This window comes from Acidovorax sp. Root267 (genome assembly GCF_001429215.1).
GTDB lineage: Bacteria > Pseudomonadota > Gammaproteobacteria > Burkholderiales > Burkholderiaceae_C > Acidovorax > Acidovorax radicis.
This window is the reverse complement of the sequence record NZ_LMJC01000005.1, coordinates 39,057-51,514: the sequence shown is the minus strand read 5'-3', so window position 1 is coordinate 51,514 and position 12,458 is coordinate 39,057. Positions and strand designations below refer to the sequence as shown.

Genomic DNA, 12,458 nt, shown 5'->3' with positions numbered 1-12,458 from the left:
GGCCCGTTGCCTCATGCCCCTTTCATCGTCCTCTTCCTCATCGACTCCGTCGTCTTCCCCGTCCGTGCGCGTGCGCCTAGCCCGATGGTTGCGTCATTTTTGGCCGGCACCACTGGGTATTGATGGTCGCGAAAGGCTGCGTTTCATCGTAGGTGCGGTGACCGGTGTGTTGCTGACCGCATTGCTTAGCCGTTGGTGGGCTGGGGGGAGTGACTCGGGTCCCTGGATGGTGGCATCGCTGGGTGCCAGTGCGGTGCTGGTATTTGGCATGCCGTCCAGTCCACTGGCCCAGCCTTGGCCGGTGCTAGGGGGGAGTACCTTGTCGGCGCTGGTGGGCGCCGTCTGCTCCGCCATCATTCCTGATCCGGCGCTTGCAGGGGCGGTGGCTGTGGGGCTGGCCATTGCGCTGATGGTGCCCTTGCGCTGCCTGCATCCACCGGGAGGGGCAATGGCGCTGTATGTGGTGCTGACGGCGGGCGATGGCTGGCACCTTGCAGCGTTTCCCATCCTGTTCAATGTGGTCGTTCTTTTGGTCGCCGCCATGGTCTACAACGGCCTGACGGGGCGCCGGTACCCCCATCCACAACGTGTGGCCGCCAGGACCGACGTCGTCCAGGGAGCTTTTACCGCCTCGGACGTGGATGCAGCGCTCGCACACTACAACCAGGTGCTGGACGTGAGCCGTGCCGATCTGGAGGGGCTGTTGCATCTCGCAGGTCGTGCCGCCTTTCAGAGGACGCTGGGGGACGTGCGCTGCTCGGACATCATGTCCAAGCCGCCGTTTGCGGTGGAGGCCGGGGTTTCTCTCAAAGATGCCTGGGCGCTCATGCGGGCCCAGCAGATCAAGGCACTGCCTGTGGTGGATGCTCAACGCTTGGTGGTTGGCATTGTGACAGTGGCGGATTTCATGCGGCTGGCCAACCTGGATATGCACGAAGGTCTGGGGCAGCGCCTGCGCACGCTGGTCATGGGGCGCGCTGGCCAGCCCCAGGCGGTGGGTGAAATCATGTCGCATCCAGTCCAGGTGGCCCACATGGCGCAGCACGCCATGGATCTCGTGCCCCTGTTTTCTCAAGGTGGACACCACCATATCCCCATCGTGGACGGCGAGGACCGTCTGGTGGGGGTGATCACTCAGACAGATCTCGTGCGGACCTTGGCCGCAGCCGTTCAAGGGCGTGATGAGCGCGATTCTGCGGGTGCTGCTTTGGTGCAAGGGCGCGCGCCGTCGGACACCGCCGCCATCCCATAGGCAAGACCGGGTACATCGCGGTACAATCGACAGGCTTTGCACAGTGCTTATGCCTGTCCATTGTGAAGCCGTCTCCCCCGGCCCTCTGCCTGATCTGCGCCCCGGGTGCAGCGACTCCCACCGCCCGCAATGCACCGTGTGTCGAGCACCGACCGCGCCGTAGCTGCCGTGGTGGATGCACAAGCGTCAGGCGCCGATCACAGAATATTTGTTTTGAAAAGATAGAACATGGCCAAAGAAGAACTCATTGAAATGCAAGGCTCCGTGACGGAAGTCTTGCCTGACTCACGCTTTCGCGTGACGCTGGACAACGGTCACCAACTGATCGCCTACACCGGCGGCAAGATGCGCAAGCATCACATCCGCATTCTGGCGGGTGACAAGGTGTCGCTGGAAATGTCGCCCTATGACTTGTCCAAAGGACGCATCACCTTCCGCCATCTGGCCGGTCGCGGCCCAGGCCCCTCGGGCAACCGCTGATCTTCGGACCTGAGGGATTTCCGGGCTGGCGCGTGCTTGTTCCGGCTCTTGGGTCCAACTGTTTCTTGTGTTCTTTCATTCGCGCACTGTTTCCCCCTGAGGTGGTGCTTTCCTGGTTCTGGGCTTCGCAAATCGCTTTGTGAAAAAATCATAAAAAGCGTGTGTTGAGCCAAAAACAGGGAAATTGTCGGGTTAGAATACGAGCTGTCGGAGCGTAGCGCAGCCTGGTAGCGCATCTGCTTTGGGAGCAGAGGGTCGCGAGTTCGAATCCCGCCGCTCCGACCAATGTTTGAAGGCCTTGCAGCATATGCTGCAAGGCCTTTTTTCTTGCCTCTTCTTCTTCTTTCCCTCTGTGGGGATTTGAGGTTCGACCTGCGTGGCGAGACGGAGCTGGATTTCCGTACCATCGGGTCTGGATGGCGGGCCAATGCCCGCGCTGACACCTTCCGCTGGTATTGCCATGAACCGTGCGCTTCCCTTGCCGCCTGTACCGTTCGCCTCGCCCGCGCCACTGCAGCGCTATGACAGCGTGGATGCCCTGCGCGGCCTGGCGATGGTGTGGATGACAGTCTTTCACTTCTGCTTCGACCTCAGCCATCTGGGCTTCTGGCCGCAAAATTTTCGCGTGGATCCGTTCTGGACCTCGCAGCGCACGGTCATCGTGAGCCTGTTTCTGTTTTGCGCGGGACTGGGGCAGGCCATTGCACTGCACCAAGGGCAGGGGTGGCCACGGTTTGGTCGGCGGTGGTTGCAGATCGCTGGCTGCGCGTTGCTGGTGTCCGCGGGGTCGTTCGTGATGTTTCCCCACAGCTTTATCCATTTTGGCGTGCTGCATGGCATGGCCGTAATGCTGCTCATCGCCCGTTGTACGGCTGGCTGGGGGCGGTGGTTATGGCTGGCAGGGCTGGTGGCGGTGGCGCTTCCACCGGTGGCGCACCAGCTTCTGGCGGGCGCCTGGGCGGAGGCTGCGCCCTGGTTCAACGGGCGCGCGCTCAACTGGCTGGGCCTGGTATCGCGCAAGCCTTTTACCGAAGACTACGTGCCGGTGCTGCCCTGGCTGGGCGTGTTGTGGTGGGGGCTGGCTGCCGGCCAATGGGCCATGGCCGCGGGGCGGGAGCGGTGGGTGCAATGGCCGCTTCCGCGCGGCCTGCGGCCCCTGGCTCTGCTGGGGCAATGGAGCCTGAGCTACTACATGCTCCATCAGCCGGTGATGATCGGGGTGCTCACGGCGGTGGCTTGGGTGTCGAAGGGTTAGTCAGATCGTTGTTGGGCCTGCGCCCGCTGATTTCGCTGCCAGGGTCAGCTGTTGTGGCGTGGGGCGCTTTTCATCCGTCCATAAAAAAACGCGGCCTGGGCCGCGTTTTTTTGGGTGCATCGCCGGGGCGGATGCGGGTTCGCTAGTTATTCGACCTTGGCCTTTGCACGCAGGTCTTCCTGGAACTTGGCCAGTTTTTGCTGTTGCAGCTGTTGGGCCACCTGGGGCTTCACTTCTTCCAGCTTGGGCAGTTCTGCCTGGCGCACATCGTCCAGGCGGATGACGTGCCAGCCGAACTGGCTCTTCACCGGAGCGTCGGTCATCTTGCCCTTCTCGAGCTTCACCAGGGCTGTCGTGAACTCGCTCACATAGCTGGAGGGGTTGGCCCAATCGAGATCGCCACCCTTGGCACCAGAACCTGGGTCCTTGGATTGCTTCTTGGCGATGTCTTCAAACTTGGCGCCCTTCTTGATGGAGGCGATGATGGCCTTGGCATCCGCTTCCTTTTCCACCAGGATGTGGCTGGCCTTGTATTCCTTGCCGCCGTTGGCTGCCACGAACTTGTCGTACTCGGCCTTGATCTCGGCGTCAGTCACGGGGTTGTTCTTCTGGTAGTCGGCGAACAGTTCGCGGATCAGGATGGTCTGGCGGGCCAGATCCATTTGCGCCTTGTAGTCTGCCGAGCCTTCCAGGCCGCGCTTTTGCGCTTCCTGCATGAAGATTTCGCGGGTGATGACTTCGTCCTTGATCTGGCCTTCGATGTCAGGCGTCACGGGGCGGCCCGAGCGTTCCACTTGCTGCTTGAGCGCTTCAACGCGCTCTTTTGGCACGGCCTTGCCGTTGACGATGGCAACGTTTTGGGCGGAAACGGGCAGGGCCAACGTGCCCAGCACGGCAGCGGCTACGAGGCCGGACAGGAGCTGTTTCTTCATGCGGAATCCAAAAAATGAGAGGTTGTTTGCCAGCTGAGTTCCGGCAACAAAGGACATGGGGGCCGGTTCAGAGAACTTCAATGGCGAGGGCGTGAACGCCTTGGTCAATAAATTCTTGCAGCGCATCATACACAAGGCGGTGCTGTGCGACGCGGGGCTTGCCTGTAAACAAAGGTGACGAAATGCGGACCCGGAAATGGGTGCCAAAACCGGTGCCGTTGGCCCCGGCATGCCCTGCATGGGCGGCGCTTTCGTCAAGCACTTCCAATGCCGTGGGCGTAAGCCGGTCCGCCAAGGTCTGGTGCATTTGCTGAGCGAGGGTGGTCATGGCAGGTGGTCCTTCAGGCGGCGGGCTCGTCGCCTTCGTCGCCCTTGATGTGGGGCGCCACATAGATGCCCTGGCCGACCAGGAAGACCAGCGGGAAGGCGTAGCCCCAGAGCTTGAAATCCACCCAGGCTTCGGTGCTGAAATTGACGACCACGTATGCGTTGATGGCCGACATGAAAGCGCAGTACACGATCCAGGCGACGTTCAGGCGGTGCCACACGCCCTCCGGCAGGGTCAGCTGGCTGCCGAGCAGCATCTTGAGGAAGTTCTTCTTCATGCCCCACACCGCCACTGCGAGGGCGATGGACATGGCACCGTACAGCACCGTGGGCTTCCACTTGATGAAGCGATCGTCCTGCAGCACCAGCGTGAGCGTGCCGAACAGCAGGATCAGCACCAGGGTGACCTTGTGCATGGTCTGCAGGCGCCGGTCGATGGCGTAGATCAGCGCCATCTGCGCGACGGTGGCGCCCATGAGCACGGCCGTGCCGACATAGATGCCATAGAACTTGTAGGCCCCGAAGAACAGCAGGATGGGGAAGAAGTCGATCAGAATTTTCATGGAGTCAAGGGCAGGTCTCGGGGCTCAGTCCTTGCCGGATTCGAAATCCAGCGAGGCCGAGTTCATGCAGTAGCGCAGGCCGGTGGGGGTGGGGCCATCTTCAAAGACGTGGCCCAGGTGGGCCCCGCATTGTGCACATACCGTCTCTGTGCGGACCATGCCATGGCTGCGGTCCACGATCTCGGTGATGGCGCCTGGGATCGCTTCTGCGAAGCTGGGCCAGCCACAGCCGGCGTCGAACTTGGTCACGGAATCGAACAATTTCGCACCACAGCAGATGCAGTGGTAGCTGCCATCGGCCCAGTGGGCTTCGTATTTGCCGGTAAAAGGGCGCTCGGTGGCGGCATGGCGCGTCACCTGCAGGGCGACGGGCTCCGCTCCCTTGTCCTTCAGGATGGCTTGCCATTCGGCATCGGATTTCTGGACGGGGTAGGTCATGATGAACAGCTGATCTCGATGGAAGAGGCCCAGTCGGGCGGGAAGGCTGCGTAGGCGTCGTGCCCGGGGTGCTCGTCGAAGGGGTGCTCCAGCAGCCGCTGCAGGGTTTGGAGTTCGCTGAAGTCGCCAAGTTTCGCGGCACGTATGGCCTGCTCGCCCAGGTGGTTGCGCAAAACGAACTTGGGATTGGTTTTTAGCATCAAATTGGCCGCTAGCGCTTTATTATCAAGCGCCAATAGCTCTGAATATGATAGCAACCAGTTGCCAAAGGCGGTACGGTCGGCGAACAGGTCGCGCACCGGCTCAGAATCGTCCTGTTGCACCGCATGCGACAAGCGGCGCCAGAAGATCGTGTAGTCCACCCCGTTCTGGGCCAGCAGCATCAAGATGCCGTCAATCAGCTCGCCATCGCCTTCGCGGGCGCTCGCAAGACCGAGTTTGGCGCGCATGCGGGCCATGAACGCTTCCGGGAACACGGTCTTGTAGGACTCCAGGGCCCCCTTTGCCAGTTCCTGGTCGCCGATCAGTGGCAGCAAGGCCTGCGCCAGGCAGAACAGGTTCCAGTACGCCACGTTGGGCTGGCGGTTGTAGGCATAGCGACCCTGGTTGTCGCTGTGGTTGCACACGTGGCCGGGCACGAAGGCATCCAGAAACTGGAAAGGGCCGTAGTCGATGGTCAGGCCCAGGATGCTCATGTTGTCGGTGTTCATCACCCCGTGGCAAAAACCCACGGCCTGCCACTGGGCCATGAGGCGTGCCGTGCGTTCACTCACAGCCTGCAGCAGCGCGGCATACGGATTGCCGCCGAAGTCGTGGTTGTCCCGGCATTCAGGGTAGTAGCGGTCGATGACGTAGTCGGCCAGGGTCTTGAGCTGCGGTTGCAGATCGTTGGCCGCAAAGTGCTCGAAATGGCCAAAACGCACAAAGCTGGGGGCCACCCGCGTCACCACGGATGCTGTCTCGACCTCTTCGCGGCGCACGGGCGCGGGCGAACCGGTGATGCACAGCGCGCGCGAGGTCGGAATGCCCAGGCCATGCATGGCCTCGCTGCACAGGAATTCGCGGATGCTGGAGCGCAGCACGGCCCGCCCGTCACCCATGCGGGAGTAGGGGGTGCGACCGGCACCTTTGAGCTGGATTTCCAGGCCCTCTGCCGTCTCTCCCAGCAAGATGGCGCGGCCGTCGCCCAGTTGGCCGGCCCACACGCCGAATTGGTGGCCGCTGTAGACGCTGGCCAGGGGCCGCGAGCCAGCGAGCAGCGTGTTGCCCGTGAAGGCTTGCAGGGCTTCATCGCGCTGCAGCCAGTCTGTGTCCAGGCCGATCAGCTGCGCGACGGCGGTGCTGGTGCCCACCCAGTGGGGGGCGGGCAGCGGGGTGGGGCGCAGTTCGGTGAAAAAATCTGGCCCCAAGGCGGCGAATCCGTGGTTCCAGGCCAGGCCGATGTCGGCGGTGGGGGTCTCGCTTTCGGCGGGCAGGTTCATGGGCCGATTGTCTCGCACCAGGGATGCCCCGGCGCTTGCAGGGCCTTGAAGCGTGGCGCGGCCTATGCGGCCTGGGTAGAGCCTTGGCCTTCGGCCTCCGGGTGCAATACCTGCGCGCGGTACTGGCCCGGTGGCAGGCCAAACCAGCGCTTGCAAGCCCGAAACAGATTGCTCTGGTCGGCAAAGCCCAGCAGGTCCGCCACCTCGGCCAGGCTGCGGCGCTCGTCGCTGAGGTACTGGCGTGCCAGTTCGCAGCGGGTGTCGTCGAGCAACTGCTGGTAGCTCACGGATTCGGCCTGCAGGCGCCGCTGCAGCGTGCGGTCGGTCAGGTGCAGGCGCGCGGCCACGTCCTCGCGGCGGGGTTCGCCCCGATGCAGGATGCGGGCTACCTCGGTGCGCACACGGGTGCTGATCAGAGACTGGCCCAGTTGGTCCAGCTCGGTCTCTACCAGCCGCTCGTGCAGGGCCCACAGGCTGGGGTTGTGGGTGGGGATATCGGCGAGCAGGTCGGCCTCGGCCAGCAGAAACCGGTTGGCTGCCTGCCCGAAGCGGGGCAACATGCCAAACGCCACGTGGTAGGGCGCCTCGTTGGTGGTGGCGGGCTGCGGCGTGACCAGCTCCACCGCCAGAGGCCGGAGCTCGCGGCGCGTGAGCCAGCAGCACAGCGTGAACAGCGTGAGCAGGGCGTATTCGACACGCTGGCGCGGAATGGGGCGGGTGGCGCCGATATGGGCGATGGAGATCCAGTACCCGCGTGCATCGCGCTCCAGCGTGAAAGTGGTGCAGTCCGAGATCACCGCCATGTGGCGCGTGAGGTGCTGAAAACCGGTCAGCAGATTGGTGCCCGATGCCAGCGCATAGCCCACCACGTCCACATTGCCATAGCGGGCGGTGAGTTTCGGGCACAGCCCCAGCGCCACCTTGCCCGAGCGCGCTACCGCCAGCTCCCACAGCCGGCTTATCTTGTCTACGTCCACGCGGGTTTGCGGCAGCTGGAGCGCCGCCAGATCGATGCCCGCTTCAGCACACAACTCGGCAGCGGGCAAGCCTTCCGCAGCCATCATGTCGGTGATTCCGCGTACCCAGGCGGCAGAGCTTGTGCGGGGTGTCATGGGGTGGCCATTCGATTCAGGGTTTACGCGGGGTGGTGGTCTGAAGTCAGTGTTTTGGCAAGGTTGCGATAGTAGCCAAAGGCCACCCAGTTCACACAATCGCTTTCGAGGTTGAGCCCTGGCGGTAGTGTGACTCCAGACAGAGGTTCGACCCATTCCTGAAAACCCCCAAGGAGACAAGACATGGTCGATTCGCGCTGGCGTTTGCAATGGTTGGGAGCAGTGTTTTCCGTGGCGGCGATGGCGGGCTGCGGCGGTGGCGCGGGTTCGTCGCCCGAAGTGCGCGAGACCGCGTACGGCACCTTGCGCGGCGTGGACGACAGCGCAGTGACCGGCACCTACGCGTGGAAGGGGATTCCGTTCGCCAAACCGCCTGTGGGGGAGCTGCGCTGGCAGCCGCCCGTGGCCCCTGCCGCCTGGTCTGGCCAGCGCGACGCCACGCGTTTTGGCAGTGCCTGCCTGCAAATGGGGCGCATCTACGGCCCCGGTGCCAACAACCGTTTTGACAACACCATCGGCGAGACCCTGGGCACGCCGGTGGGCAGCGAGGACTGCCTGACCCTCAACATCTGGCGCCCTGCCACAGCACAGGACAACCTTCCGGTGCTCCTGTTTCTGCATGGCGGCAGTGCCATCTCGGGCTACACGGCCGACCCGGTCTACGACGGTGCAGCTTTGGCGCGGTCTGCCAACGCGGTGGTGGTGACGGCCAACTACCGGCTCGATGTCCTGGGCTATTTCCAGATGCCACCACTGCACGCCGGCACGCAGCCCTACACCGGCAACTACGCGCTGCTCGACAACGTGCAGGCACTTCGCTTCATCCAGAACAATATCGCCAGCTTTGGCGGCAATGTGGGCAATGTCACGCTGATGGGGCAGTCCGCTGGCGCCATCAATGCGCTGGCGCTGCTGGTGGCGCCTCAGGCCGCAGGGCTGTTTCACAAGCTCTTGCCGGTGAGCGGCGGCATTTCGCTGGCGACCAACTTGCCGCCGGGTTCGATTCCCACGCTCAACCCGGCATCGCGGTATGCCACCCAGTCCGGCATGCTGCTGGCGCACCTGGCGCTGGCCGACGGCCTGGCGCCTGCCTTGCCCGCTGCCCAGGCATTGGTGGCGGGCTGGCCTGCCGCGCAGGCGGCCAGCTACCTGCGCGGCAAGGATGCACGGGTGGTTCTGCAGACGGTGCTCAAAAACGGGCTCACGGGCTCCGGCCCCATCCCCGACGGTGTGGTGGTGCCCGCAGACCCGATTGCAGAAATCGGTGCGGGCCGCTATCACAAGGTACCCGTGCTGTCCGGATATACGGCCGAGGAGGGCAAGCTGTTTGCGCCGTTCCTGGCACTGCTGGGCGGAAAGCCGGGCATGAAGATCTCCGATGCCGAGCGCTTTGTGATGATGCAGAACTTCAACCCCGATGCGCCCACCACCCTCACGGCCGGCGACATCCTGGATGCCTCCTACCTGCCGGTCACGGCGCCCAGCACGGGCTACAACGCGCGCACCCGGTTGCTGGGCAGCGTGTTCATCGACCCGAGCCGCGACAGCCTGCTCAATACCCTGCGCAGCCAGCAATCCACGGTATGGAGCTACCAGTTCAACTGGGCCCAGCAACCCGCACCCTGGAACGATGTGTACGGTGCAGCGCATGCGTTTGACCTGCCGTTCGTGTTTGGCAATTTCGGGCCTTCGGTCTTTGCCAAGGCCACCAACAACACGGCCAATCAGCCCGGCCGCCTGGCGCTGTCGCGCGCCATGATGGACAGCGTGCGGGCCTTTGTGCACACGGGCAACCCGAACAACGCAACGGTCAACCAAAGCTGGACACCGTGGCCCAGCCGGCTTGTATTCGACGCAGACCAGAAGGCCGTGCGCCTGAGCGTGCAGTGAGGCGGGTGTTGGTGAACGTGCCTGTGCAATCTGCAGAGTGTCAGCGTGCCGCCGTGGCGGCGAGGTACGCGTTCAACGCCTCGTCGTCCACGATGGCCACACGCCCGAAGTCCAGCGAAACGATGCCCCTGTCTTCCAGCACGCGCAACACCTTGTTCACCGTCTGGCGCGACAGGCCCACCAATTGGCCCAGCTCGTCCTGCGTGAGATTCAACCGCCGTGTGCTGCGCCAGAACAGGCGGCTCAGATACAGCGCCACACGGTGCTCGGGGGATTGTGTGCGCCCGGCCTCGATGATCGTCATGGCCTGGCCCAGGCGCATGTTGAGATGTAGCACCAGAAACTGGTTGAACGCCAAGTGCGTCTCGCGCAGCACATCAAACAGCGGCAGCGGCAGGCACAGCAAGGTGGTGGGCCGCAGCGCGACCACGTTGTACTTGCGCGGCTCGGGCTTCATGGCCGAGCCCTCGCCAAACCACTCGCCGTCGGGCACGCCGATGAAGGCCGACGACCGGCCCTTGCTGGCCGGGCTTTGCAGCATCACCAGGCCTGACAGCACGGCATGCCAGCCCTGCACGGGGCTGCCGGCGGGCATCATCACGGCGCCCTTGTCGCCCTGGGTGGAGAGCACCTCCCCCCGCAGCCGCTCCTGCAGGGCCGCGGGCACGCTGGCGAACCAGGGCTGGGCTTCGATGAATCGCTGGGCGGTGGGCGCAAAGCAGAGCATGCGCCGCATTGTCCTTGCTCCGCACGCCATGCAGGGTAATCCCTGTGCGTTTGTCAACGGGACGACAGGTGTTGGCAAGCCCGCGCCTGCGGCGCACACTGCCCTCGCACTGATGGAGCGCACGCCACAGGATGCGGGTTTTCACCACCGGCGTGACACCCCCGAAAGCCTGTGCCGCGCTACGATGATCTTTCCATTCACCACAACATCCAAGGAGCACCCATGCTGGGTCTGATGCAGAGCCAACCGCTCTTGATTTCGTCGCTGATCGAGTTCGCCGAGCGCCACCATGGCGACGCTGAAATCGTGTCGCGCCGGGTCGAGGGCGACATCCACCGCTACACCTACCGCGACCTGGGTACGCGGGCGCGCCGGCTGGCCAATGCACTGGATGAGCTCAAGCTCCAGTTCAGCGACCGCGTGGCCACGCTGGCCTGGAACGGCTATCGCCACATGGAGATGTACTTCGGCGTCTCCGGCTCGGGCAGAGTGCTGCACACCGTCAATCCGCGTCTGCACCCCGACCAGATCGCCTGGATCATGAACCACGCCGAAGACCAGGTGCTGTGTTTTGACCTGACCTTCCTGCCGCTGGTGCAGGCCGTGCATGCCAGGTGCCCCACGGTGAAGAAGTGGGTGGCGCTGTGCGACGCCGACAAGCTGCCTGCGGATTCCGGTATCCCTGGCCTCACCAGCTACGAAGCCTGGATTGGTGCGCAGTCGCCCGACTACGCCTGGCCCGAATTCGACGAGAACTCGGCGTCGAGCATGTGCTACACCAGTGGCACCACGGGCAACCCCAAGGCTGCGCTGTACAGCCACCGCTCCACCACGCTGCATGCCTACGCCGCGGCGCTGCCCGATGTGATGTGCCTGTCGGCGCGCGACTCGGTGCTGCCCGTGGTGCCCATGTTCCACGTCAACGCCTGGGGCATTCCGTACTCGGCGGCACTCACCGGCTGCAAGCTGGTGTTCCCCGGCCCGGCCATGGACGGCAAGTCGATCTACGAACTGATCGAGTCCGAGAAGGTGACCTACGCCGCGGGCGTGCCCACCGTGTGGCAGATGATGCTGGGCCATATGAAACCTGCGGGCCTGAAGTTCTCGACACTCAGGCGCACCGTCATCGGCGGTTCGGCCTGCCCACCCGCCATGATCCATGCCTTCAAGGAAGACTACGGCGTCGAGGTGCTGCACGCCTGGGGCATGACCGAGATGAGCCCGCTGGGCACGCTGTGCACGTTGAAGAACAAGCACCTGGCGCTGCCGAAGGACGAGCAGATGAAGGTCCTGCAAAAGCAGGGCCGCGCGATCTACGGCGTGGACATGAAGATCGTGGGCGGCGACGGCGGCGAGCTGCCGTGGGATGGCAAGACCTACGGCGACCTGCTGGTCAAAGGCCCGTGGATCGTGGACAGCTACTTCAAGGGCGAGGGCGGTCACCCGCTCGTCAAGGACGCGCAGGGCCGCGGCTGGTTCCCCACGGGTGACGTGGCCACCATCGACGCCGATGGTTTCATGCAGATCACCGACCGCAGCAAGGACGTGATCAAGTCCGGCGGCGAGTGGATCAGCTCCATCGACATCGAGAACATCGCGATGGCGCATCCTGCGATCGCCATGGCCGCCTGCGTGGGCATGCCGCACCCCAAGTGGGACGAGCGCCCCATCGTGGCCGTGGTCAAGCGGCCCGGCACCGAGGTCACGCGCGAAGCGCTGCTGGCTTTCTACGAGGGCAAGACCGCCAAGTGGCAGATCCCCGATGACGTGGTGTTCGTCGATGCGATTCCGCTGGGGGCGACCGGCAAGATGCTCAAGACCAAACTGCGCGAGCAATTGAAGGATTACAAGCTTCCGGGCCTCTGAAAGCATGACGGTGGTGGCCTCAATGCATAGCCATCGTCGTGGCCGCCGAATCTGGCGCAGACCAGGCCAGTGCACCCGTGGAACCGGCTTTGCCGGGCCACCGGGTGCATCCCCCTCCCGCGCAGCGAGAGAGGG

Annotated in this window: 12 protein-coding genes and 1 tRNA gene; 6 read left to right on the top strand and 7 right to left on the bottom strand. The window is 63.9% G+C overall.

Annotated features, from left to right (window positions below; genetic code table 11):
* Positions 1-226 precede the first annotated feature (226 nt).
* The 4 genes from ASE39_RS07145 to ASE39_RS07130 all read left to right on the top strand — a co-directional run bounded on the left by ASE39_RS07145 (position 227) and on the right by ASE39_RS07130 (position 2,987).
* Positions 227-1,252: an HPP family protein gene (locus ASE39_RS07145; protein ID WP_140426709.1), complete on the top strand. Its 1,026-nt coding sequence runs from the start codon at positions 227-229 to the stop codon at positions 1,250-1,252.
* 228 nt (positions 1,253-1,480) lie between these two features.
* Positions 1,481-1,732 carry a translation initiation factor IF-1 gene (infA, locus tag ASE39_RS07140; RefSeq protein ID WP_010465645.1) on the top strand — a complete coding sequence of 84 codons (252 nt, stop codon included), beginning with the start codon at positions 1,481-1,483 and terminating at the stop codon, positions 1,730-1,732.
* Between the two features lie 208 nt (positions 1,733-1,940).
* Positions 1,941-2,017, top strand: a tRNA-Pro gene (locus ASE39_RS07135).
* A gap of 175 nt (positions 2,018-2,192) precedes the next feature.
* Positions 2,193-2,987 (top strand): heparan-alpha-glucosaminide N-acetyltransferase, encoded by a 795-nt coding sequence (locus ASE39_RS07130; protein WP_057270708.1) that lies wholly within the window; start codon positions 2,193-2,195, stop codon positions 2,985-2,987.
* A 146-nt stretch (positions 2,988-3,133) separates the two neighbouring features.
* Here ASE39_RS07130 and ASE39_RS07125 read toward each other — a convergent pair whose 3' ends face one another.
* The 6 genes from ASE39_RS07125 to ASE39_RS07100 all read right to left on the bottom strand — a co-directional run bounded on the left by ASE39_RS07125 (position 3,134) and on the right by ASE39_RS07100 (position 7,840).
* Positions 3,134-3,919, bottom strand: coding sequence for a peptidylprolyl isomerase (locus ASE39_RS07125; protein ID WP_029414250.1), 786 nt, complete (start codon positions 3,917-3,919; stop codon positions 3,134-3,136).
* 67 nt (positions 3,920-3,986) lie between these two features.
* Positions 3,987-4,247, bottom strand: a complete 261-nt coding sequence (locus ASE39_RS07120; RefSeq protein ID WP_057224794.1) for a BolA family protein — start codon at positions 4,245-4,247, stop codon at positions 3,987-3,989.
* Positions 4,248-4,260: 13 nt separating this feature from the next.
* Positions 4,261-4,809, bottom strand: a complete 549-nt coding sequence (locus ASE39_RS07115) for a septation protein A (RefSeq protein WP_010465636.1) — start codon at positions 4,807-4,809, stop codon at positions 4,261-4,263.
* A 24-nt stretch (positions 4,810-4,833) separates the two neighbouring features.
* Entirely contained in the window at positions 4,834-5,247 is a 414-nt protein-coding gene (gene msrB / locus ASE39_RS07110) for a peptide-methionine (R)-S-oxide reductase MsrB (protein WP_010465633.1), read from the bottom strand.
* Complete coding sequence (locus ASE39_RS07105; RefSeq protein WP_057270668.1) at positions 5,244-6,728, bottom strand: protein adenylyltransferase SelO; 1,485 nt, start codon at positions 6,726-6,728, stop codon at positions 5,244-5,246. Before ASE39_RS07105 ends, msrB begins: the two co-directional genes overlap by 4 nt.
* A 62-nt stretch (positions 6,729-6,790) precedes the next feature.
* Positions 6,791-7,840 carry an AraC family transcriptional regulator gene (locus tag ASE39_RS07100; protein WP_057270667.1) on the bottom strand — a complete coding sequence of 350 codons (1,050 nt, stop codon included), beginning with the start codon at positions 7,838-7,840 and terminating at the stop codon, positions 6,791-6,793.
* A gap of 183 nt (positions 7,841-8,023) precedes the next feature.
* Here ASE39_RS07100 and ASE39_RS07095 point away from each other — a divergent pair, with 183 nt between their 5' ends.
* Complete coding sequence (locus tag ASE39_RS07095; protein WP_057270666.1) at positions 8,024-9,730, top strand: carboxylesterase family protein; 1,707 nt, start codon at positions 8,024-8,026, stop codon at positions 9,728-9,730.
* Between the two features lie 40 nt (positions 9,731-9,770).
* Here ASE39_RS07095 and ASE39_RS07090 read toward each other — a convergent pair whose 3' ends face one another.
* Positions 9,771-10,457 carry a Crp/Fnr family transcriptional regulator gene (locus tag ASE39_RS07090; RefSeq protein WP_010465625.1) on the bottom strand — a complete coding sequence of 229 codons (687 nt, stop codon included), beginning with the start codon at positions 10,455-10,457 and terminating at the stop codon, positions 9,771-9,773.
* A 222-nt stretch (positions 10,458-10,679) separates the two neighbouring features.
* Here ASE39_RS07090 and ASE39_RS07085 point away from each other — a divergent pair, with 222 nt between their 5' ends.
* Entirely contained in the window at positions 10,680-12,323 is a 1,644-nt protein-coding gene (locus ASE39_RS07085) for a 3-(methylthio)propionyl-CoA ligase (protein WP_057270665.1), read from the top strand.
* Positions 12,324-12,458: the final 135 nt, after the last annotated feature.